General features: G+C 66.9%; 20 protein-coding genes. 8 read left to right on the forward strand and 12 right to left on the reverse strand.

All coding sequences use genetic code 11. The features are described from left to right. Nucleotides 1–181: 181 nt before the first annotated feature. The 3 genes from gorA to BW38_RS17375 all read right to left on the reverse strand — a co-directional run bounded on the left by gorA (nucleotide 182) and on the right by BW38_RS17375 (nucleotide 3538). The gene (gorA, locus tag BW38_RS17385; protein WP_032975041.1) at nucleotides 182–1540 is read right to left on the reverse strand and encodes a glutathione-disulfide reductase; all 1359 of its coding nucleotides are present in this window, start codon (nucleotides 1538–1540) and stop codon (nucleotides 182–184) included. A 171-nt stretch (nucleotides 1541–1711) separates the two neighbouring features. After that, the gene (locus BW38_RS17380; RefSeq protein WP_032975042.1) at nucleotides 1712–2956 is read right to left on the reverse strand and encodes a DUF418 domain-containing protein; all 1245 of its coding nucleotides are present in this window, start codon (nucleotides 2954–2956) and stop codon (nucleotides 1712–1714) included. Between the two features lie 99 nt (nucleotides 2957–3055). Further along, nucleotides 3056–3538 carry a peptidylprolyl isomerase gene (locus BW38_RS17375; RefSeq protein ID WP_025876084.1) on the reverse strand — a complete coding sequence of 161 codons (483 nt, stop codon included), beginning with the start codon at nucleotides 3536–3538 and terminating at the stop codon, nucleotides 3056–3058. Between the two features lie 111 nt (nucleotides 3539–3649). Between BW38_RS17375 and BW38_RS17370 the strand changes: the two genes are divergently transcribed. The 3 genes from BW38_RS17370 to BW38_RS17360 all read left to right on the forward strand — a co-directional run bounded on the left by BW38_RS17370 (nucleotide 3650) and on the right by BW38_RS17360 (nucleotide 6682). Continuing rightward, nucleotides 3650–4189, forward strand: a complete 540-nt coding sequence (locus BW38_RS17370) for a C40 family peptidase (RefSeq protein ID WP_032975043.1) — start codon at nucleotides 3650–3652, stop codon at nucleotides 4187–4189. Between the two features lie 132 nt (nucleotides 4190–4321). Further along, nucleotides 4322–5098, forward strand: coding sequence for a C40 family peptidase (locus BW38_RS17365; protein ID WP_032975044.1), 777 nt, complete (start codon nucleotides 4322–4324; stop codon nucleotides 5096–5098). A gap of 231 nt (nucleotides 5099–5329) precedes the next feature. Beyond that, a complete protein-coding gene (locus BW38_RS17360; RefSeq protein ID WP_025876078.1) occupies nucleotides 5330–6682 on the forward strand; it encodes a sigma-54 dependent transcriptional regulator in 1353 nt (450 codons plus the stop codon). Nucleotides 6683–6767: 85 nt separating this feature from the next. Here the strand turns inward: BW38_RS17360 and BW38_RS17355 are convergent, their stop codons facing one another. The 7 genes from BW38_RS17355 to BW38_RS17325 form a co-directional block, all read right to left on the reverse strand. Continuing rightward, complete coding sequence (locus BW38_RS17355; RefSeq protein WP_032975045.1) at nucleotides 6768–8057, reverse strand: transporter; 1290 nt, start codon at nucleotides 8055–8057, stop codon at nucleotides 6768–6770. A 45-nt stretch (nucleotides 8058–8102) separates the two neighbouring features. Then, nucleotides 8103–8855, reverse strand: coding sequence for a hypothetical protein (locus tag BW38_RS17350; protein ID WP_032975046.1), 753 nt, complete (start codon nucleotides 8853–8855; stop codon nucleotides 8103–8105). Between the two features lie 13 nt (nucleotides 8856–8868). Beyond that, the gene (locus tag BW38_RS17345; protein ID WP_025876073.1) at nucleotides 8869–9573 is read right to left on the reverse strand and encodes a C39 family peptidase; all 705 of its coding nucleotides are present in this window, start codon (nucleotides 9571–9573) and stop codon (nucleotides 8869–8871) included. Between the two features lie 140 nt (nucleotides 9574–9713). Continuing rightward, entirely contained in the window at nucleotides 9714–11096 is a 1383-nt protein-coding gene (locus tag BW38_RS17340; RefSeq protein WP_025876071.1) for a hypothetical protein, read from the reverse strand. 44 nt (nucleotides 11097–11140) lie between these two features. Further along, nucleotides 11141–11743, reverse strand: coding sequence for a hypothetical protein (locus BW38_RS17335; RefSeq protein ID WP_051501624.1), 603 nt, complete (start codon nucleotides 11741–11743; stop codon nucleotides 11141–11143). Between the two features lie 8 nt (nucleotides 11744–11751). Further along, the gene (locus tag BW38_RS17330; RefSeq protein ID WP_032975047.1) at nucleotides 11752–12291 is read right to left on the reverse strand and encodes a hypothetical protein; all 540 of its coding nucleotides are present in this window, start codon (nucleotides 12289–12291) and stop codon (nucleotides 11752–11754) included. Between the two features lie 230 nt (nucleotides 12292–12521). Next, nucleotides 12522–13856 carry a dicarboxylate/amino acid:cation symporter gene (locus BW38_RS17325; RefSeq protein ID WP_025876066.1) on the reverse strand — a complete coding sequence of 445 codons (1335 nt, stop codon included), beginning with the start codon at nucleotides 13854–13856 and terminating at the stop codon, nucleotides 12522–12524. A gap of 154 nt (nucleotides 13857–14010) precedes the next feature. Between BW38_RS17325 and BW38_RS17320 the strand changes: the two genes are divergently transcribed. The 5 genes from BW38_RS17320 (at nucleotide 14011) to BW38_RS17300 (ending at nucleotide 19428) form a co-directional block, all read left to right on the forward strand. Further along, the gene (locus tag BW38_RS17320; RefSeq protein WP_032975048.1) at nucleotides 14011–15717 is read left to right on the forward strand and encodes an alkaline phosphatase; all 1707 of its coding nucleotides are present in this window, start codon (nucleotides 14011–14013) and stop codon (nucleotides 15715–15717) included. Further along, nucleotides 15717–16268 carry a WG repeat-containing protein gene (locus BW38_RS17315; protein ID WP_152543268.1) on the forward strand — a complete coding sequence of 184 codons (552 nt, stop codon included), beginning with the start codon at nucleotides 15717–15719 and terminating at the stop codon, nucleotides 16266–16268. The genes BW38_RS17320 and BW38_RS17315 overlap by 1 nt, the downstream gene beginning before the upstream one ends. Before the next feature lie 708 nt (nucleotides 16269–16976). Continuing rightward, entirely contained in the window at nucleotides 16977–18263 is a 1287-nt protein-coding gene (gene tilS / locus BW38_RS17310) for a tRNA lysidine(34) synthetase TilS (RefSeq protein ID WP_051584880.1), read from the forward strand. Nucleotides 18264–18299: 36 nt separating this feature from the next. Further along, nucleotides 18300–18560, forward strand: coding sequence for an exodeoxyribonuclease VII small subunit (locus BW38_RS17305; protein WP_006381978.1), 261 nt, complete (start codon nucleotides 18300–18302; stop codon nucleotides 18558–18560). Beyond that, complete coding sequence (locus BW38_RS17300; protein WP_032975050.1) at nucleotides 18550–19428, forward strand: farnesyl diphosphate synthase; 879 nt, start codon at nucleotides 18550–18552, stop codon at nucleotides 19426–19428. Before BW38_RS17305 ends, BW38_RS17300 begins: the two co-directional genes overlap by 11 nt. A 123-nt stretch (nucleotides 19429–19551) precedes the next feature. On the opposite strand, the gene BW38_RS17295 is transcribed toward BW38_RS17300, so the two are convergent. Both BW38_RS17295 and pmbA read right to left on the reverse strand, forming a co-directional pair. Next, nucleotides 19552–19914, reverse strand: a complete 363-nt coding sequence (locus BW38_RS17295; RefSeq protein ID WP_025879282.1) for a DUF4870 domain-containing protein — start codon at nucleotides 19912–19914, stop codon at nucleotides 19552–19554. Nucleotides 19915–20002: 88 nt separating this feature from the next. Next, nucleotides 20003–21370, reverse strand: a complete 1368-nt coding sequence (gene pmbA, locus BW38_RS17290; RefSeq protein ID WP_032975051.1) for a metalloprotease PmbA — start codon at nucleotides 21368–21370, stop codon at nucleotides 20003–20005. Between the last annotated feature and the right edge of the window lie 16 nt (nucleotides 21371–21386).

A 21386-nucleotide genomic window follows, 5' to 3' on the forward strand; every position in this document is an offset into this window, starting at 1 on the left:
CGAACGATCCGATGTCCGTTCATGCTCACTGCAACTCCTGATCCACGCATGGCGTGGATCTACATGTCGACCAAGGTCGACACCCACCCCGCCATCCCACAAGAACCCAGCTTTTTGCTGTTGCCGTTGCCGTTGCTGTCGAGGTTGCCGGCCAGCGGCCGGCACTACCGTGAGTGTCGGCTCAGCGCATCAACACCACTTCTTCAGCAGACGTCGGGTGAATCGCCACCGTGTCGTCGAACTGGGCCTTGGTCGCCCCCATCTTCACCGCCACCGCGAAACCCTGCAGGATCTCGTCGGCCGCTTCACCGAGCAGATGCACACCCACCACGCGCTCCTCTGGGCCGGCGCAGACCATCTTGAACAGGCTGCGCTGGGTGCCGTTGGCCAGCGCCTGCAGCATCGGCCGGAACCGGCTGTGGTACACGGTCACCTGCTCGAAGCGCGCACGTGCATCTTCCTCGCTCATGCCTACCGCGCCCAGCGGCGGGTGCGAGAACACCACGCTGGCCACGTTGTCGTAATCCATCTTCGCATCCGGGCGACCACCAAACAGACGATCCATCAGGCGTCGCGCTGCAGCCACGGCGACCGGCGTCAGGCCGACCTTGCCTGCGATGTCACCGACCGCATGCACGCTTGGCACCGCCGTGGTCTGCCACTCGTCCACCTCCACCTGCTGGTGTTCGCCGATGCCGATGCCCAGTGCTTCCAGGCCGAGATCCTTGCTGTTGCCGCGCCGGCCGGTAGCGAAGAACACGGCGTCGAACACGCTGTCGATCGGGCCGTCATGGCCGAACGCGCGCACGCGTTCGCCGTCGCGCTTCAACTCACGCAGACGGTAATCGAAGTGGATGCGCACGCCCTGCTGGCGCAGGTTCTCGGCCAGCTGCGCGGTCAGCTCGTAGTCGAAGCGCTCCAGCAAGCGGCTGCCACGTACCAGCAGGCTCACCTTGCTGCCCAGCGCCTGCAACAGCCCGGCAAGTTCCACCGCGATGTAGCCGCCGCCGATGATGGCGACCTCGGCCGGTGCCGCACGCAGGTCGAAGAAATCGTCGGATACCAGGCCCAGTTCGGCGCCGGGAATGTCCGGCCGCTGCGGATGGGCGCCGGTGGCGATGAGGATCTGCGCAGCGCTGTAACGCACGCCATCACTGCACGCCACCGTGTGCGCGTCCAGCAGATGGCCGCGGGCAGGGATGCGCACCACGCCGGTTTCATCCAGGCGCTTGTGATAGCTGGTGTGGATGTTGCTGATGTAGGCCTGACGATGGATCACCAGTTCCTTCCACGACAGCGCCGGACGCGGCGCCACGTCGAAGCCCATCGCGCTGGCGAGGCCGATGCGCTCGGCCAGATCGGCGGCCAGCCACATCGCCTTCTTCGGCACGCACCCGACATTCACGCAGGTGCCCCCCAGTTCACCCGGCTCCAGCAGGGCAACCCGCTTGCCATGCTGCGCAGCGCGGATGGCACCGGCTAGGCCAGCGGAACCGCCGCCAAGGACGATCAGATCGTAATCATAAGAGGGAGTATTCATCGCAATCGCTCGAGTCGACAGGGAAGATGGCGGGCGAGCGCCCGCAACGAAGATCGGCAGGCAGCGGGTTGGCGCCGTCACCCATGCTGCTGCGAGCATGCCATGGCCCGCTGCAGGCCAGACGTGAGGGCATGCAGCCACGCAGTTCGAAACGCGCGCGGCCGGCATCGATCACGCCTGCCCGGCCCCACGGCGCAGTGCTGGCCACTGCCGGTACGTCATCGCACGCCACAGCCATTCCATCGGACCAAAGCGGAAACGGCGCAGCCACAGGTGGCTGAAGATCACCTGCGCTGCAAACAGCAGCAGTGCCAACAGCAGCTGCCAGGCACGCGGCAGCACGTCGAACCATCCCAGCCCGTAGTGATAGAACAGCAGCGTGCAGACCACCGATTGGACAAGGTAGTGGGTCAACGCCATCCGACCGACCGGCGCCAGCCAGCCCATGCGCGCGCGCCAGTGCACGATCCAGGCCAGGTAGCCCAGGCACATCGGCACACCGCCCACGGCCACCAGTGCCATTGCCGCAGTGGTCGGCAGGTCATAGACACCCGGCGCCAGATACGGCTTCCACAACACACCTGCCAGGGTGGCCAGCAGGCCCAGCGGCAATGCGATCCAGCGCAGGCCGGCATACAACCGCGGGAAACGCTCCGGCGCGGTCAATGCGCCGCTGCCGGCGAACCAGGCACCCAGCAGGAACATGCCCAGCACTTCGGGCCCGGAAATGAACATGCCACCCAGCGACGCGCCGAACTCATGCAGGCGCTGCACGTTGGCCTGCATCCAGTCACCCTGGCCGTACACCAGGCGTTGCTGGTCGATGCCCTGCTGCGCGTCGACCAGCATCTTCTGCAGGTCCTGCGGGGTGGCCATCGACACCATCGCGCCGACCAGCAGCATCAGCGCAACACCCAGCGCATACACCAGCAACCCCATCCAGGGCAGCCAGCTGCGCGGTGCCTCACGGCAGGCCAGCAATGGCAGCGAGGCCAGCGCATACAGCACCAGGATGTCGCCCGACCAGACCAGCAGTGCATGGCACAGGCCGATCAGCAGCAGCCCGGCGCTGCGGCGCAGGTAGAACGGAGTGAACTGGCGACCCGCCGCCTCGGCGCGCTGGGCCATCACCGCAAAGCCCGCCCCGAACAGCAGCGAGAACAGGGTGAAGAATTTTCCCTGCACGAACACATAGACGAAGGCATCGGCCCAGTAGTCGATGCCCTGCCAATGCGCGTCGATGCCCGTAAAGGCCAGGTCCAGCGGCCCGCTGAGGGCCTCGATGTTCATCAGCAGGATGCCCAGCAGGGCGAAGCCACGCAGTATGTCCAGCACGGCGATGCGTTCGCCGGAAGCCACCGGTTGCAGGGAAGGGGAAGCGGTGTTCACGGGGCATCCGGCGTGCAGGTCCGTCATTATGCCGCCGGCCTGCGGGCCATGGATGGCCCCGCCCTGTTCCAGATACGCAACGGCCCGCCGAAGCGGGCCGTTGCTGCCATCACGATCGCGGTGCGATCAGTGCTGGTGACCACCGTCACCGTGGACGTGGCCGTGTTCGAGCTCTTCCTTGCCGGCTTCGCGCACGTCGACGATCTCGACGTCGAAATGCAGGTCCTTGCCGGCCATCGGATGGTTCAGGTCGACGTCGACCACGCTCATGCCGACCTTCTGCACGGTCACGGCACGCGGGCCGAAGTTGGTCTGCAGCACGACCTGCTGGCCCGGGACCAGCTTGGCGGTACCGAAGTGCTTCTTCGGCACGCGCTGGGACAGGCCATCACGGCGCTCGCCGTAGGCATCGGCCGCCTTGACGTCGACGTCGAAGGTCGCGCCGGCTTCCTTGTCCATCATGGCGTTTTCCAGGCCCGGGATGATGTTGCCGTGGCCGATCAGGATCGCCAGCGGCTCGCCGCGGTCCTTGGACGATTCGATCGGCTCCTGGCCGGCCTCGGAGACGGTGTAGTGGAAGCGGACAACGCGGTCTTTTTCGATCTTCATGCGCAACTCTGTCTGGATCTGCCGGAGGCAGGCGGGTTGGGGCGGGTTGTCGCCCGGCGGGGACGCCGCCATCATGACGGCCAATCCAAGGTCGCGCATTATCCGGAGAACATGCACATCACGCCAGTTTCGTCCGGCACGCGCCGGCTCCTCGCGCCCGCCCTGCTGCTGGCCCTGCCCCTGCTGCTGACCGCCTGCGGCGGCGGCAAGGCCGTCCGTTCCGCACCGCCGCCGCCTGCGGCCAGCTGGCCCAGCACCACGCCGGACAACCCCGAGGCCGCCAATTCAGTGCTGATGCGCGCCATCAGCCTGGTCGGCACGCCCTATCGCTACGGCGGCAACACGCCCGAATCCGGCTTCGACTGCAGCGGCCTGGTCGCTTACGTCTACCGTGAAATGCTGGACCTGAAGCTGCCGCGGACCTCACGCGACCTGGCGGCGGTACAGGGGCCGAAGATCGATCCGAAGCGCCTGGCAACCGGCGACCTGGTCTTTTTTGGCAGTCGCGGCAGTGTCAGCCACGTCGGCATCTACGTGGGCGAAGGTCGATTCGTGCACGCCCCGAGCACCGGCGGAACGGTCCGCCTGGATTCGCTCAGTGGCACCTATTGGAAGGACCACTACACAGGGGCGAAACGCGTCCTTCGCTAAAATGAACAGGCGATATGTTCAAAACTGTGACAAACATCACGGCGTGACTAACGATTTATTAACGGAATTTTTAACTTATTACTGCTTTTACAGGGCATGATGCCCCATCGTTTTTTTCCTTGTGACCGACGCGTGACGACAAACGACCCGACGTGCCAAGGCCAGACCGCCGCTTCTTCGCGTAGTGTCCGCCCGCTTCTGCTGGGCCTGGCATTGTGTCTGACCAGCCTTCCGGCCTGGTCGCAGTCCGCTCCCACCCGTACCGATGCGCCCCCGGCTGCCACCGCCGAGGCCGCCCCCCGCGCAGCCGCCAAGGCCGACGCCACCGCTCCGCAGCGCAGCCGCGCCGATGCCGCCGCCAGCGCCACCCTGGCCGCCCTGCTGCCGCACCTGGCCGCCAATGACACCATTCCCCTGATGGACCGCTCGGCCATGGTGGCCGGTGACCTCAGCCGCCTCCTCGCCAATTACGACACCAGCAGCGCCGCCAATGGCAGCGTCGTGGTCGGCAACGCTGCCGACAACGGCAAGGTACAGTCGTTGCTGCGCCGGGCCATGACCCTGCTCGGCACCCCGTACCGTTGGGGCGGCAGCAATCCGGACAGCGGCTTCGACTGCAGTGGCCTGGTCGGTTACGTGTTCCGCTCGGCCCTGGGCATCGAGCTGCCGCGCGTCTCGCGCGAAATGGCGCATGACGCCAATGCCGAACTGATCAACGACCGCGCCGCCCTGGCTGCAGGCGATCTGGTGTTCTTCGGCCGCAAGGGCCGGGTCGACCACGTCGGCATCTATGTGGGCGATGGCCGCTTCCTGCACGCTCCGAGCACCGGCAAGGACGTCCGCGTCGACACCCTGCTCACCGGCTACTGGGGCAACAAGTTCATGCAGGCCCGCCGGGTCGACCTCTGATCCGGGGTCATCTGCGCATTGCCTGAAAAGCCGCTGCCCTGCAGCGGCTTTTTCATTGGGCGGCTGGCCGTAACCGGGGCCGCTGGCCGCTGGCCGCCGCTTGCTGCGTTGGTCCTTGATGTCAAGGTTGCAGTGACCGCGACAGGCCGACCGTGTTCGGCCACAGCATCCCGGCGCGGGGCGGCGCGCCGGGTGCCCGGCTGGGCCGCCCGTGTTGCCTGGGGGAAAGGAATGGCGGCAAGCCTGGAGATTCCATCGCGTTGCGCAATCTGGTTCGGCCAACCGCAGGCAGCCGAGCGGGGTGCGCTGGCGGCGGCCGGTTGGCAACTGCGCTGCATCAGCCCTGCCCCTGCCATGGCCATCGGCCTGCGCAGCCGCGACCACCTGGTGGCCATCGTCGATCTGCGTCACCTTGATGCCGACGCCGTGCAGCTGCTGCTGCCGTGGATCGAGCGGCATCACCACCTGCCCTGGCTCGCCGTGCTGCCCCCTGGACTGGGCAGCGCTCCGCCCGCGTGGGGGCCGCTGCTGCGCGCGTGCCGCGACCAGTTCGCGCTGCCACTGGAACTGCACGATCTGCTGTCGGCAATGCAGCGGCAATCCGAGGGCGACGACGCGTTGCCGCACATGGTCCGCGAGTCCGGCAACCTGCCGGCGCTGATCGGCGACAGCACCGCCCTGCTGTCGGTGCGCGCCTCCCTGCATAAATTCGCTCCGGTCGACCTGCCGGTGCTGGTCACCGGCGAGACCGGCACCGGCAAGGAACTTGCCGCGCAAGCGCTGCATGCCTTGTCCGGCCGTGCCGGCAAACCGTTCCTGGCGATCAACTGCGGCGCGATCCCTGCCAATCTGGTGCAGTCCGAACTGTTCGGCCACGAGCGTGGGGCCTTCACCGGTGCCGCCCAACGCCGCATCGGTCTGTTTGAAAGTGCCCACGGCGGCACCGTGTTCCTCGATGAAGTCGGCGACCTGCCCGCCGACGCACAGACCAGCCTGCTGCGGGTGCTGCAGGAGGGGACGCTGGAACGGGTCGGCAGCAACCAGCCGCTGCGTGTGGACGTGCGCGTACTGGCAGCCACCCACGTCGAACTGGAACAGGCGGTGGCCCAGGGCCACTTCCGTCGGGACCTTTACTACCGCCTCAATGTCCTGCGCTTGCCGATGCCCGCGCTACGCGAACGCGGCAGCGATGTCCTGCTGTTGGCCGAGCACTTCCTGCGCGGCTTCCGCCAACGCCACCCCGGCCGCGCACGCGGGTTTGATCCCGGCGCACGCCAGGCCATGCGCGGGTTCGACTGGCCCGGCAACGTACGTGAGTTGTTGAACCGCGTGCAGCGGGCAGCGATCGTGGCCGAAGGCGAGCTGATCAACGCCGCTGACCTCGACCTGGCAGAGCCGGACGCCCCTGCGCGGCGCGCGCTGCTGCAGGATGCGCGTGGCCAGGTGGAGCGCGATGTACTGCTGCAGGCCCTGCGCCAGCATGGCTACAACGTGTCGGCGTGTGCGCGGCACATGCAGATCTCGCGGGTCACGATATACCGGTTGTGCCGCAAGCATCATCTGGAGCTGCCGGCGCAGCGCTGACAACGCAGGCCCCTGCGCGGCCGGGCATGCACCGACACCGGCAAAGCGCGGCCATGCAGCGCCGCGCCATGCCGGGCTGCCGCGCTTACAACATGTACGGCACCTTGAATGCCAGCGTGAAGTCCGGCGCATCCGGGGTCAGGCCGATGCCCAGCAGCGTCACCAGCGTGGTGTGCTGGTTCAACGCGTAGGTCACGCCGAGATTGAGCGAGGCCGCATTGGCATCGCTGCCGATCACCTTCACCCATTCACCGCCCTTGAACCGGGTCGAGGCGCGCGTGCTGATCTTGTCGCTGAAGGAAATGCTCAGGCTGGTGCGCTCGTTGAACGCGAATGCCACGCCGGCACCGAAGTACACCGAACCGCCCAGTTTCACATCGCCGGGGTTGACCGTATCCGGGTTGCTGTCGATATCGCTGAAACCGCGCGGGAACGAATGGATGTAGCCGGCGTTGGCGAACAGGATCGCCGGATCGGCGGTCTTCACCATCGATACGCCCAGGTTGGCCTGCCACACGCCGTTGCCGGTCGGCTGTTCCTGCGGCACTGCGAAGCGGATGTAGTCATCGTCATCGCGCTCGATTACTTTCCAGTCCAGCCCATAGGGTGCGCGGCCCGTTGGTGCGGTAACGCCACCGGTCAGCACCGTCTCCGGGCGCCAGCCGCGTTCGGAGAACAGCCGGTAATTGGCACTCAGGCTGACATCGCCGATGCCGCTGCCGTTGGTTTCTTCCTGCGCGATCGCCGCCGCAGCACCGCCGGCACCGCCTTTCTGGTAGACCGTGCGCCGTGCCAGGTACGGCACGTCCATGTTCAAGGTGAGGTTGGGGCTGACGCCCCAGCGCGCAGCCAGGTTGTAGGTCAACGAATCGGATTCGACGTTCTCGATCGCGATGTTGCCAAGGAAGATCGCATCGAGGGCGAGGAACCCGTTGAGCGTGAGCTGCTTGCGGTCGTAGCGCGCATAGGTGAGGCCGTTTTCGATGGTGAACCGGCGCGAGAACAATGCCGCCTGCTGCTGCTTGACGTCATCCACGCTGCGCCGGGCCTCCTGCTTGGCCTGCTGTGCCTCGGCCGCGCTGCTGGCATAGCCTTCGCTGCTGGGCGGTACCGCGGATGCCGCAGCCGGCGCCAACGGCGCAGCGGGCGTCGCACCGGGGCCTGCGCGACCACTCAGCCGCGCCTGCATCGCCTGCACCTGCATGTCCAGTTCGCGCAGGCGTCGTACCTCCTGTGCGTAATTGACCTTGAGCTGTTCCAGTTGCGCGATCAATGCCTGCATGTCGGCGCCATCACTGGGCGCAGGCTGCTGGGCGAAGGCAGTGGCCGCCAGCGCCGCCAGCGCCAGCGGAGTAAGCCGGTAGAGAGTGTGCATGTCGGTGACCTGCGTTGTGCGTCGGTTCCCCCCGACCAGGCCGTGTTACTGGCCTGGGCCCATGCCGCGGTTCATCCCGATCGCCTGGGCCACGTTCTGGCTCAAGGGCAGGTTGTTGGCCGCGGTATTGCGTACCAGCTCCAGCTGCAGCCGGTTGCTGGCGGTCTGTCCATCGCCGGCCAGGGCAATGCCCTGCCCCACGCTGCCATTGCGGATCCACTGCTGTACCAGGCTCTGCCCATCAACCTGCAGCAGCAGGCGCGCCTGGTTACCATCGAGCATGGCGGTGGCAGTAGCCCCGCCCTGCTGTGCCTGTGCCATGCGGCTGCCGTCATCGCCCAGTGCGGTCGGCACCGCGCCGTCACGCACGGTCAGGGTGGTCACGTTGCGTGCGGTGTTGCCATCGCCGGCCACCTGCACGCTCTGCACCAGTCCGCTGGCATTGGCCAGGCCGGTACTGTCGATGCTGCGCCCTGCCGTTGCCGGCAACGGTGCGTCAGCGGCGGTAACCTGCACGCTTGGCTGGAAGCTCAGCTTGGGTGTGCCGCCATTGCGGAAATCCATGCCCAGGGTCAGCGCGCCCTGCACCACTGCACCGTTGGGGCCCTGCCACTGCGAAATCATCGTCACCCCGAACCAGGCCACGTTGTTGCCGCCAACGGTGTAGCGGCCGCGCATCAGGTTCAGTTCGGGATCGGGTATTTCCTTCAGGCCTCGCCCCGGTGCACCGTCTGCCGCCATCAACGGCGACACCGGCAACATCAGCAGCAGAGCGAGTACTACACGTTGGCATTGCATGATCGTGCCTCCTTCAGAACAGGTCGGCGTGGCTGAAGCCGAAGTCGACCAGTTCGGCGTCGGTGATCGGTCCCTGCCGCGCATACAACGCGCGGGCACTGGGCCGTTCGCTGGGTTGCAGCAGCACCGTATTGCGATCGAAGTCGCTGCCGATCACGACGAAAACGGCGCGTGACGGCCAGGCGGCACTGAACTCGGCCAGTGACAGGCTGCGGTTGCCCAGGATCGGATCGGCCACTTCCACCACCCCGTCGCGCACCTGCTTTAGCACGACGAAATGCCGGAAGCCGCGTACATCCATCAGCACCAGTCCAGGAACCCGCAACGTGCGCAGGCGCGATTCATCGATGCGATAACCGCGTCCACGCATGCCCAGCGATTCGACATAGCGTTTGATGTCCAGCAGTGAAAAACCGCGTTCCTTGACCAGCTGTGGATCCGATACCCCCATCATTCCCTCGATCACCGTCGCCTCGGTGGTGTCCAGGTGGTAGGCATAACGCAGGATGGTGGCCAGAGCGGCCGCCCCGCAGCTGTAGTCGGTGTGCTGCCGCACCAGGTTGCGATAACGCCGCTCCTGCATGCTTTCCACCTTCTGCTGCAGCAGCGCGCCATTGGGCAGCACCCCGCTGAACACCACCTCGCCTGCCCAGCCACATGCGCTGGTCAGCAGCAGCAGGCAGGGCAGCAGACGCAACCACCAGCGATGACCGGCCATGCCGTTCTCCACGAGAAGGAAGGAGCCCCTGCCCCAAGGGGGAGGAGGGACAGGGGCCCCCGGGGGAACCCGGCCATTGGCGGATGGCCGGGCTTGTTGCGCTCAACGCAGGTTCGCTGCGAAAGCGGTCACACCGTGGATCACTCGCCGCCGCCGGTCCCACCGCCGGTGCTCGGCTGCGCCACGGCCAATGCCAGGCTGTTGGCCTGCAGGTTGCCGGTACCCGATGCCACGTTCACGCCGATGTTGCCGGACGCGCCGGAGAACGCGCTGCCGGACAGTGCCGAGGTGTTGGTCGCATTGACGTTCACCCAGCGGGTGGTGCTGACCGTGCCACTGAGGCTGGCATACAGGTCGGCCACGCCCAGCTCGACGAACTGGCTGGTGCCGCTTTCACGCGTATCGAAGCCCAGGCCACCCACTCCCGGCCGGTTCGGGTTCATCGTTGCATTCTGGATCTCGTTGTCCAGATCGATGTGCCCGGTCGCATTGCCACCCGGATGCGGCAGATCACCACTCCACGAATCGAGGTAGTAGTTGGCCATCTGGTAGGCATTGCCGGTGCCGCGATAGGTACCGGCACCCACGGCCAGGGTACCGCCTGCGACGCGACCGCTCAGGCCGACCTGCACCGTATCGGTGTAGGACTGCACGAAGCCGGCGTTGGACACGGTGTTGCCGGTGGACACCTGGTTGGAGCTGATGCTCGACTGTGCCATCGCACTGGTTGCCACCGAGGCTGCGAGCGCGTTCTTCTGCTCGTTGTTGTTGCCCGAGGCGATGTTCACGCCGATGTTGCCCGAGGCACCGCCGAAGGCATTGCCACCGAGGCCGGCGGCGTTGGTGACGCCGGAGTTCATGGTGGTGTTGCCGAAGCCGGCCTGGTTGACGAACACCTCGGCGTCGGCCATGCCGAAGCTGAAGGAAGCATCCGCAGCGGACAGCGACGCAGCATTGTCCTGCGCGTTGTTGTCGCCGGCCACCACGTTGAAGCCGAGGTTGCCGGAGGCACCCGCACCGACATCATCAGCGATCGATGCACTGTTGGTGACCAGGCTGTTGCCGGTGAGGTTGTTGCTGATCGACTGGCGGTTGTCGATCACGGCGATGGCTGCCGAATCCAGGTCGATGTCACCGGTGATGGTCGGATCGCCGGAGAAGTTGATGTCCGAGCTCAGCCGCAGATCCTTCTCCAGGTTCACGTCGACGCCGTGGTTGTTCTTTTCCTTGCGCTCGTCGGCCTGGATGTTGCTGTTCTTCTGCACCTGCTCGTTGACGTTCACCGTGCGGGTACGGCTCACGTTCGAGGTGTCGGTGTTGTTGCGTACCGTGGTGTTGGTGCGGGTCCAGTTGCGGACTTCGTTGTCGGTATGGTTGTGCGTGTCGTTGCGGGTTTCGGTCACGACATGGTTGTGGTTGATGTTCGCATTGGCATTCTGGTTGTCCCAGCCATTGGCCGCAGCAGCGGTCGAGGCAGTGGCAATTGCCATGGCGAGTACGGTCTTTTTGACAGTCGCTTTCATGGTGCCCTCTCTCTCATCAGGTGATTGGTTCGGGTGGGTGGTACTCACGGGTTGCCCTGCACGACCAGGCCCAGAACATTGGCCGTATCGTTTCGCGCTCCCGCGATCTGATTGAGTTGCAGGACACCGTCGAAGCCCCGCAGTGCCGTCGACGAAACGCCGACACTGCGGATACCCGCCGCAACACCGTCACCGGTATCGCCCTGCCCCCCTGCTGACGCGATGTCCGAGGCGGCCAACGCCGTGTCATCGGACTCGCGTATTCCTTGCCGGGCCAGCGTCGCGCTGACGACGTTGAGCGTCGTGTTGGCGATGCCGCTGGCCTGGTTGATCGATGCAATGCCGCTGGCGCCTGCCAATGCCTGTCCGGCGATGTGCGCGCTGGCTTCCAGTGGTGCCGAAAGCACGACGTCGTTGCTGTGCTGCTGGCGCGCAGCGATGGCCACGTCGGCGCGGTCGCCGCTGGCCATGCCATGCAGATTGGCCTGGATGTTGAGATCGCCCGCCGCCTGGTTGATGGCGATGGCACCACTGGCACCGGCCAGCGCGCGACCGTCGATGCGGGTCACGTCGAGGTAGGCCAGCATCCCGCTGTAGTCGTCGGCCAGCGCTGTGGCGGGCAATGCCAGCCAGGCCGCCAGCAGCATTGCGCGCTTCACTTGCCACCCGCCTGCGCCGGAGCGCCCAACGGGAACTGCGACAGTGCGCCACGCACGGTATCGCCGATGCCGCGCGTGGTATTGCCGACCGCCCCCAGCGGGCCGCTCATCGCACCGCTGAGGCTGCTGCCGCTCATCATCCCCTCGCCCGAGCGTCCAAGGGTTCCGCCCAGGGCCTGCTGCGTCACCCGCTCGACAGTGGTGACGCCGTGCGCGCGCACGCTGCCGGTCTGGCCAGCGCCGAGGCCGGCGTAGTCGTCATCGCTGAGTTCATCCATGCCGCTGGCAGCGCCGCTGCTGCCGAGTGCGGCGGCGATCTCATGCTGCGGTTTCGGATCGGCGATCAACGCCACGCCGGGCGGCGCCATGCGGTAGGCCGGGCGCGTAGACACGTCGCGCAGCAGGACGATCTCACCCGGCTGCGCCTTCACCCCTTGACGGGCACCCGAGGCCGCAGCCGCCAGCGGAACGGCCAGCATCAGCAGCAGCGCAAGCCGCCGGCCAGAAACAGTGAAAAGGGTGGTGCTGCCGTCCATGCCGCTCTCCCGTTGCATATGCGCAGGGAGAGAGCAGCTTTCGTGCCAACACCGGAAGTCCGTCGCAGCGGGGGTTTGACGGGTAACACCGCGGCGGCGTGACGCCACAGTGTTACAACTTCGTTCGGATTCCGTTCGCCTTAACGCGCAGGAAACACCACTGCGCAAGGCGCCATCGGGGCTGTATCAGTAGTGTTACAGGTACTGATACAGCGCGTTGCAGTGCCGCTTCAGGCGCGCGGCGGACTCGGGTCGGGATCATCGATGCCGACGTTGGTGGACGGGTTGTCGTACACCGTCTGGTCGAGCAGGCCGGTTTCCTTGGCCACCAGCACCGGCACCAGCATCTGTCCGGTCACGTTGGTCATCGTGCGCATCATGTCCAGGATGCGGTCGATCGCATACAGGTAACCGATGGTTTCCAGCGGCAGGTTGGCCGCACTCAGCACCACCGTTGCCATGATCACCGCCGTACCCGGCACGCCGGCGGTACCGAAGCTGCCCAGCACCGAAGCGATCAGCACCACCACGTATTGCTCCGGCGTCAGCGGCACACCGCTGTACTGGGCGATGAACACCGCGCACAGCGCCGGATAGATCGCACCGCAGCCGTCCATCTTGATGCTCGCGCCCAGCGGCACCGCGAACGAACCGTAGTCCTTGTTCACGCCCAGGTTATGGGTGATCGAGCGCAGCGCGACCGGCATCGCCGCGAAGCTGGAGGAACTGACGAAGGCCACCTGCATGCCCGGCGCCGCGCCACGGAAGAACTTCAGCGGGTTCAGGCCATGCGCCAGCAGCAGCGCGCTGTACACCACCACGATGTGCAGCGCGCAGGCCACGTACAGGGCCAGCACGAAGTGGCCCAGCGGCAGCAGCTTCTCGAAGCCGTAGCTGCCGACCAGGCCGGCAATCAGGCCGAAGGTGCCGATCGGGGTGACTTCCAGCACGAAGCGGGTCACCTGGATCATGATGTCGCTCATCTGCCCGACCAGCTTGCGCGCCTCGGTCACCTTCTCGCCAAGCTTGACGATGGCAAAGCCGACCAGGCCAGCGAAGAAGATCACCGGCAGGATCGAACCACGGCCCGCGGCCAGCACGGTCTCGCCGGCGGCGTTGACCTTGGTGCCGATACCGGACAGCGCGTAGAACACGTTGGATGGCACCACATCCAGCAGCACCTGCACCACGCTGGGCACTTCGCGCGGCACATAGTTGCTGGCCATCGACAGCTGCAGTCCACCGGCGCCGGGCTGCAGCACGGTACCCACGCCCAGGCCCACGCATACCGCCAGCGCGGCAGTGATCACGAACCACAGGAACGTGCGCCCGCTGAGCGCGGCGACCGATTTCTGGCCGTGCAGTGAAGAGATCGCGTTGATGACCGCGAAGAACACCAGCGGCACCGCGATCATCTTGATCAGCGTGACGTACAGCTCGCCGAGCGGGCCGAACCAAGTTTCAGCAGCCGGGCCAAGCGCCCAGCCGGCCAGCGCACCGAGCACGAAGCCACCGACCACGCGCTGCCAGAATGGAATCCGCAGCCAGGCAGAGACCAGCTTCATAGGCAATCCAAGGGGGTAGGAAGGGATGCTGGCACGATAGCCCAAGGCGGCCCGCAGAACGACCGCCCGCATGGCAAATCAGTGTGTCATCGGCGTGCCTTGCGAGGCCGGGCATAATGAACGTCCCGTTACACTTTGTGAGATCCCAGCGTCCATGCGCCGTTCCGTCTCCCTGTTGGCCGCCTGCGCCACGACCCTGCTGCTCGGCGCCTGCGCCAGCACCGCTCCAGCGTCCGCCCCGACCGGCCTGAAGGTCACCGTTGCCCCCGTCGCCCACCCGGCCGGTGAAACCCCGCAGTGGTGGTACCGCAGCGGCGCTGCGCAGGCAGCGGCGAACGGCGCGATGGCTGGCAAGGCCAAAAACGTCATCCTGTTCCTCGGTGACGGCATGAGCCTGACCACCGTCGCCGCCTCGCGCATCTACGAAGGCCAGCAGAAGGGCGGCTCGGGCGAAGAGAACCTGCTGTCGTGGGAACGCTTCCCCGCCACCGCGTTCAGCAAGACCTACAACACCGATTCGCAGACCCCGGATTCGGCCGGCACCATGACCGCCATCACCACCGGCGTGAAGACCCACATGGGTGCGATCGGCGTCAGTGCCGGCAGCCGCACCGACTGCGCCGACAGCCTGTCCAAGGGCCTGCTGACCTGGCTGCAGCTGGCCGACAGCGCCGGCCTGGCCACTGGCGTGGTCTCCACTGCGCGCCTGACCCACGCCACGCCGGCCGCGACCTATGCGCACTCGCCTGAGCGCAACTGGGAAAACGACACCGACCTGACCGAGGCGGCCAAGGCCGCCGGTTGCAAGGACATCGCGCAGCAGTTGCTGTCGACCTCGCGTTACGGCCGCGGCCCGCTGGTCGCCCTGGGCGGTGGTCGCGGTGAGTTCACCACCGTGGAAGAGCGCGACCCCGAGTACGACGACAAGGTCGGCCAGCGCCTGGACGGCCGCAGCCTGGTGCAGGAATGGCAGCAGGCGCACCCGCAGGGCGCCTACGTCTGGAACAGCAAGCAGCTGCAGGCCGCCGCCAACGCTCCGGCGATCCTCGGCCTGTTCGAGCCCGACCACATGCGCTACGAGTACGAACGCCCGCAGGACCCGGCCGGTGAGCCGAGCCTGGCCGAGCTGACCGCTGCGGCGATCAAGAACCTGTCGCGCCATCAGGAAGGCTACGTGCTGATGATCGAAGGCGCGCGCATCGACCACGCCAACCACAGCGGCAACGCGTACCGTGCGCTGACCGAAACCGTGGCCCTGTCCGACGCGGTGCGCGTGGCCAACGAGCTGACCTCGGCCGATGACACCCTGATCATCGTCACTGCCGATCATTCGCACACCCTGAATTTCGTCGGCTACCCCGCCCGCGGCAATCCGATCCTGGGCAAGGTGAAGGACAAGGGTGGCGAAGATGGCGCCGGCAAGCTCGACTACGCGCTGGATGGCAACGGCCAGCCGTACACCACCCTGAGCTACGCCAACGGCCCCGGCCACACCGGCACCAGCAACCAGCAACCGGCCGGTCCGAAGCGCTACCCGCACAACCCCAGCAGCTTCGAGCCGGCCAACGGCCGCCCGAACCTGCACGACGTCGATACCGAGCATCCCGACTACATGCAGGAAGCGCTGGTACCGATGAAGTCCGAATCGCATGGTGGCGAGGACGTCGGCATCTGGGCACGCGGCCCGGGCAGCAAGGCGATCCGCGGCACCCTGGAGCAGAACGCGATCTACCACATGATCGTGCAGGCCACCCCGGCCCTGCGCGATCGCCTGTGCCAGGCCGGCACCTGCGATGACAAGGGCGTGCCGGTGGAACTGCCAGCACCGGCCACATTCGAACGCAAGGCCGAGGCCAAGTGATGGCGCGGCCGGCACGCTCTGCGCTGGGCAGCCTCCGCCGTGCGCGCTGGCTGGCCCTGCTGGCCCTGCTGGGCGTGCTGGCCAGCCCCTGGGCGTCGGCGCAGGGCCCGGCCTGCAAGGTCATGACCGAAGAGCACGGGTTGTGGATGCTGCCCGGCTGCGAGGTCGTCGATGACAAGCCGCAGATCAGCGCGGAGACCCTGCAAGATCTCCCCTACGACGGCGATGGCCTGGCGCTGGTACAGACCGCCGATGGCTTCCACTACGTCGACCGTCGCGGCCGCAGCCAGGCGGTGATCGCCTGGGACAACGGCGCAGACCCCCTGCAGGAAGGCCTGTTCCGCGGCCGCATCGGCGATCGCGTGGGTTATTTCAACGCTGCCTTCGAGCAGGTGATTGCGGCCACGTTCGATTTTGCCTGGCCGTTCCAGGATGGCGTGGCCGAGGTCTGCAACGGCTGCCGCCGCGGCACGCCCGATGGCGACGGGCATACGCCGATGGAAGGCGGCGAGTGGTTCCGCATCGATCGTTCCGGTCGTCGAGTGAAGTAAGGGTTTTTCAGCAGGGCTGCGCCCTGCACCTGCCGAAGCAACAGCAACGGCCGAAGCAACAGCAACAGCGGCATTCCGTGGGATGGCGGGGCGGTGTCGGATTGCGGGGACGCCGTGAACCCCGCTCCGCGGTCCGGCCCAGCCGCTGGCGGCTGTGCGTTCGGGCGCTTGCGAAGCAGTGCTTCGCAAGCAAAGCGCCCTCACTCCTGGGGGCTTGGCCGCGGCTTGCTCGTGTGCGCTGTCCTGCGCACACGGCAAGACCGGGGTTGGGCGTCCTGCCCAACCCGCCCGAGGTATACCTCGGGCCCATGCCGCGGACACCCCACAATCCGACACCGCCCCACCTTCGACAGTTTCCTGCGCTCTGTCGGAACGGCATGGCCTGCCTTTGGTGGGTGTCGACCTTGGTCGACACGGGAATGGCCCAGAATTTCATTCGATATCTGACAGATTTCATCCACGCATGGCGTGGATCTACTGGCTACCGGCCATCTGTCGAAGGCGGGGTGGGTCCGGTTGCGGGGGCGTGAGCGCCATGGATGGCGCGACCGAGCTTACATGGACGTACTTGCAGCGTCCCCCGCAACCGGACCCACCCCGCCATCCCACGGTATGCCCGCTGTTGCAGTTGCTTCGGCTGTTGCATTTGATCTGGCAGGTGCAGGGCGCAGCCCTGCCGACTCACCCACCCACCCTATACTTGCCGCCGTGACTGCCTTCCCCGCCCTCGTTCCGCTTGATGCACCGCTGCTGGTCGGCTACAGCGGCGGCCTGGATTCCACCGTGCTGCTGCACTGGCTGTGGCGATCGGCACAGGCCGCCGGCACGCCGCTGCGTGCGACGCACGTACACCATGGCCTGCAACCGGCGGCCGATGACTGGGTGCAGCACTGCCAGCAGCAATGCGCGGTGCTGGGCATCGAACTGGCCGTGCACCACGTGCAGGTCAGCCGTGATGACGGCCATGGCATCGAAGGGGCCGCCCGGCTGGCACGTCGCGCTGCATTCAGCGCCGAGCTGCAGGCCGGGGAAACCCTGGCGCTGGCCCAGCACCAGGACGACCAGGCCGAGACCTTCCTGCTGCGTGCGTTGCGCGGTTCGGGCATCGATGGGTTGGCGGCGATGACCGCTGACAGCCGCCTCGATGGCCATCGGCTGTGGCGGCCACTGCTCGATGTGCCGCGCAGCGCGCTGCAGGCTTACGCGACGACACACGGCCTGCAGTGGATCGAAGATCCCAGCAATGGCGAAGACCACGCCGACCGCAATTTCCTGCGCCTGCGGGTACTGCCACTGCTGCGCCAGCGCTGGCCGCATGCCACTGCCGCATTGGCCGGCAGCGCCGCGCATTGCGCGCAGACCCGTGCATTGCTCGATGAAGAAGACGCCGAACTGCTCGCTCACCTGGAAGTGGCACCCCGGGTGCTGTCGCTGGAGCTGCTGCGCCAGGTTGCACCGGAGCGTGCTGCGCGCGTGCTGCGTGCGTGGGTGCGCCGCCATGGCGCAGCCCCGTTGCCGGCGCATGTGCTGCGGCAAGTACAGAACGAATTGATGGCCGCAGGCGCCGATCGGCAGTCGCAGGTGCGTTGGCAGCAGCACGCCATCCGCCAGTGGCGCCAGCACGCCTACCTGCTGCCGGCAGCGCTGCCGGTCCTGCCGAAGGACTGGCACGCGGCATGGGACGGCCGCGCGCCGCTGCAGCTGCCCGACGGCGGCCAGCTGCGCCTGCTCGGCACGGACCGCTTCGAACAACCGCTGGACCTGCGTGCCCGCCAGGGCGGCGAGCGCATCGTGCTGGCCGGCCGTACGCATTCATCCGCGTTGAAGGATTGCCTGCAGCGCGAGCACCTGGCGCCCTGGCGACGCGCACAGCTGCCCCTGCTGTTCGACCAGGGGCAGCTGCTGGCGGCCGCCGATGTAGTCATTGCCGCACCGCTGCAGGCCTGGCTGCAGGCACGCAATGCGCAGTTGCAGTGGCATCCGGGCGGCTGGTGAATTGACCCTTGCGCGCGCGCCGTCCACACTTGTCGCATGGCCAAGAAGTCCCCCGAAAACGCCTCCCCGGTCGCCCAGTTCGAGCAGTCGCTTGAATCGCTGGAACAGCTGGTGGAGCAGATGGAAACCGGCGAGCTGAGCCTGGAAGCCTCGCTCAGTGCTTACGAACGTGGTGTTGGTCTGTACCGCCAGTGCCAGCAGGCGCTGGAGCAGGCCGAACTGCGCGTGCGCCTGCTCAGCGATCCGGCCCAGCCCGAAACCGCCGAACCCTTCGATCCGCCCAGCCATGACGGCTGAGGCGTTGTTCGCGCGCTGGCGCGACCGTATCGAAAGCCAGCTCGACGCCGCTCTGCCCTCACCGGCCGAAGCCCCGCAACGCCTGCACCAGGCGATGCGCCATTCCGTGCTCGGTGGCGGCAAGCGCATGCGCCCCTTGCTGGTCTATGCCGCCGGCCAGGTGTTCGGCGCGCCCCTGGACAGGCTTGATGCCGCGGCGATGGCGGTGGAACTGATCCACGCCTACTCGCTGGTGCACGACGACCTGCCGGCGATGGACGACGATGCCCTGCGCCGTGGCAAGCCCACCACCCACATCGCCTTCGACGAAGCCACCGCGATCCTCGCCGGCGACGCCCTGCAGACCCGTGCGTTCGGCCTGCTGGCCGATGCACCGCTGCCGGCGGCATTGCGCGTGGCGTGCCTGCAGACCTTGGCCCATGCCTCCGGCGCGGCCGGCATGTGCGGCGGCCAGGCGCTGGACATCGATGCCACCGGCCAGCAGCAGTCGCTGGCAGCCCTCACCCGCATGCATGCGCTGAAGACCGGTGCGCTGATCCGTGCTGCGGTGCGCATGGGCGCGTTGTGCGGTGATGCACCCGAACCCGTGCTGGCCCAGCTCGACGGTTTCGCCGATGCGCTCGGCCTGGCCTTCCAGGTCCGCGATGACATCCTCGATGTCGAAGCCAGCTCCGAACAGCTGGGCAAGACCGCCGGCAAGGACCAGGCCCAGGACAAGAGCACCTTCCCTGCCCTGCTGGGCATGGACGGTGCCAAGGCGCAGCTGCGCGAACTTTCCGCGCGCATGCGGCAGGCACTGGCGGGCTATCACGAAGAAGCCGATGCGCTGCGCGCGCTGGCCACGCTGGCCGTGGAACGCGATCACTGACTGCAGGCATGGATCTGCCGCGCTGCGCGTTCGCCGGGCATGGCCCGGCGCTACCCTACGCGCCATACACGGAAACGCCCGGCATTGCCGGGCGTTTCTTTTTGCGTCGTTGATCGTTGCCGCTTACTTGATCAGGCGCAGTGCGAACGGGTAACGGTAGGCTTCACCATTGTTCGCCTTCACCGCAGCGATGATGCTGAAGACCAGGCTGAGCAGGCCGACGATCGGCGCCAGGAACACACCGATGACCACGAAGGTCAGGATGATGCAGACGAACATCGCGATGGCGACGGTGATCTGGAAGTTCAGCGCTTCCTTGGCCTGGTCGGTGACGAAGGCCTTGCTGGCGTCATCCTTGTTGATCAGCCAGATGACCAGGGCACCAATGAAACCGGTGAAGATGCCCAGCAGGTGCGCCACCAGGGCCATGGTGCGCTGGTCAGCGGGTACGCTGCTCGCCGCCGGGACGTTCTCGAATTCGCTCACGACAAAACTCCTTTTTTATTGGGTGGTCTTGACCGACCGGCGGCAAGCCGGTCGCGTCAGGCGGGCCTAGCTTACGCCATCAATGGCATCAATCATTGCCGGCGATCGTCATCCGTCCCACCAGGATCGAGCCGGTGCGGATATGCGAGCGCGGATCGACATCGCTGCCGACCGCCTCGATGGCCATGAACATGTCCCGCAGGTTGCCGGCGATGGTGATGCCATCCACCGGATACTGGATCTGGCCGTTCTCCACGCGGAAGCCGCCGGCGCCGCGCGAGTAGTCGCCGGTCACCCCGTTCACCCCCTGCCCCATCAGCTCGGTCACCAGCAGGCCGTTGCCCATCTGCGCGGCGATGTCCTGCAGCGAACCGGCATTGGCCGCCAGCTGCAGGTTGTGCACGCCGCCGGCATTGGCGGTGGTCTGCAGGCCCAGCTTGCGCGCCGAATAGCTGCCCAGCACGTAACGCTGCAGCACGCCGTCACGCACCAGGGCCGAGGCACGGGTGGCCACGCCGTCGCCGTCGAAGGCGGCCGAGCGCAAGCCACGGCGCAGGTGCGGCAGCTCCTCGATCTGCATCCAGTCGGGGAACAGCTGCTGGTCGACGCTGTCCAGCAGGAAGCTCGCCTGGCGGTACAGCGCGCCGCCGGAGACTGCCGACAGCAGGTGACCCACCAGGCTGCGCGCCACTTCCGGCGCGTACAGCACCGGCATGCTGCCGGTCGGCAGCGAACGCGGCTGCAGGCGGGCGATCGTGCGCTCTGCGGCGCGGCGACCGACGCTGGCCGGATCTTCCAGATCCTCGCGGGCCAGTGCGCCGGTGTACCAGCCGTCGCGCTGCATGCCATCGCCGGTGCCGGCGATCAGCGCACAGCCGATCGAATGATGGGTTCCGCGCTCGCGGCCGATGAACCCATGCGAATTGGCGTAGACCGACACGCTCTGCATGCTCGATACCGAGGCGCCATCGGAATTGCGGATCTGCGCATCGGCTTGGCGGCCCGCCGCCTCGCAGGCCAGCGCCAGGTCCACCGCCTCGTCGGCCTGCAGCTCCCAGGGGTGCCAGCCATCCAGTTCGGGGAAGTCGCGGGCCATCAGCTCGGCCTCCGCCAGGCCGGCGGCCGGATCGTCCTCGGTATGGCGGGCGATCGCGCAGGCCTGCTCGACGGTGGCCAGCAGGCTGGCCTCATGCAGGTCGGCGGTGCTGGCACTGCCCTTGCGCTGGCCGAAGTAGACGGTCACGGCAATGCCGCGGTCACGGGTGGACTGCACGGTCTCGACCTCGCCGAGACGGACATTGACCTCCAACCCACGGTCTTCGCTGCAGCTGACCTCGGCCTGGCTGGCACCCAGCGCGCGGGCACGCTGCAGCAGCTGCTGGGAGATGTCGGCCAGCCGTTCCAGCCGGGCCGGGCTGTCGTCGCCGACGGCGACTTCAGGGGCGATCACGTTCAATGCTTTATCCTGTGCG

Source organism: Stenotrophomonas sp. RIT309 (genome assembly GCF_000632045.1).
Lineage (GTDB): Bacteria > Pseudomonadota > Gammaproteobacteria > Xanthomonadales > Xanthomonadaceae > Stenotrophomonas > Stenotrophomonas indicatrix.

Excerpts from the sequence above, each read along its gene's own strand:
- gorA (WP_032975041.1), bottom strand. The coding sequence starts at position 1,540 with ATGAATACTCCCTCTTATGATTACGATCTGATCGTCCTTGGCGGCGGT.
- BW38_RS17380 (WP_032975042.1), bottom strand. The coding sequence starts at position 2,956 with ATGACGGACCTGCACGCCGGATGCCCCGTGAACACCGCTTCCCCTTCC.
- BW38_RS17375 (WP_025876084.1), bottom strand. The coding sequence starts at position 3,538 with ATGAAGATCGAAAAAGACCGCGTTGTCCGCTTCCACTACACCGTCTCC.
- BW38_RS17370 (WP_032975043.1), top strand. The coding sequence starts at position 3,650 with ATGCACATCACGCCAGTTTCGTCCGGCACGCGCCGGCTCCTCGCGCCC.
- BW38_RS17360 (WP_025876078.1), top strand. The coding sequence starts at position 5,330 with ATGGCGGCAAGCCTGGAGATTCCATCGCGTTGCGCAATCTGGTTCGGC.
- BW38_RS17355 (WP_032975045.1), bottom strand. The coding sequence starts at position 8,057 with ATGCACACTCTCTACCGGCTTACTCCGCTGGCGCTGGCGGCGCTGGCG.
- BW38_RS17350 (WP_032975046.1), bottom strand. The coding sequence starts at position 8,855 with ATGCAATGCCAACGTGTAGTACTCGCTCTGCTGCTGATGTTGCCGGTG.
- BW38_RS17345 (WP_025876073.1), bottom strand. The coding sequence starts at position 9,573 with ATGGCCGGTCATCGCTGGTGGTTGCGTCTGCTGCCCTGCCTGCTGCTG.
- BW38_RS17340 (WP_025876071.1), bottom strand. The coding sequence starts at position 11,096 with ATGAAAGCGACTGTCAAAAAGACCGTACTCGCCATGGCAATTGCCACT.
- BW38_RS17335 (WP_051501624.1), bottom strand. The coding sequence starts at position 11,743 with ATGCTGCTGGCGGCCTGGCTGGCATTGCCCGCCACAGCGCTGGCCGAC.
- BW38_RS17330 (WP_032975047.1), bottom strand. The coding sequence starts at position 12,291 with ATGGACGGCAGCACCACCCTTTTCACTGTTTCTGGCCGGCGGCTTGCG.
- BW38_RS17325 (WP_025876066.1), bottom strand. The coding sequence starts at position 13,856 with ATGAAGCTGGTCTCTGCCTGGCTGCGGATTCCATTCTGGCAGCGCGTG.
- BW38_RS17320 (WP_032975048.1), top strand. The coding sequence starts at position 14,011 with ATGCGCCGTTCCGTCTCCCTGTTGGCCGCCTGCGCCACGACCCTGCTG.
- BW38_RS17315 (WP_152543268.1), top strand. The coding sequence starts at position 15,717 with ATGGCGCGGCCGGCACGCTCTGCGCTGGGCAGCCTCCGCCGTGCGCGC.
- BW38_RS17305 (WP_006381978.1), top strand. The coding sequence starts at position 18,300 with ATGGCCAAGAAGTCCCCCGAAAACGCCTCCCCGGTCGCCCAGTTCGAG.
- BW38_RS17300 (WP_032975050.1), top strand. The coding sequence starts at position 18,550 with ATGACGGCTGAGGCGTTGTTCGCGCGCTGGCGCGACCGTATCGAAAGC.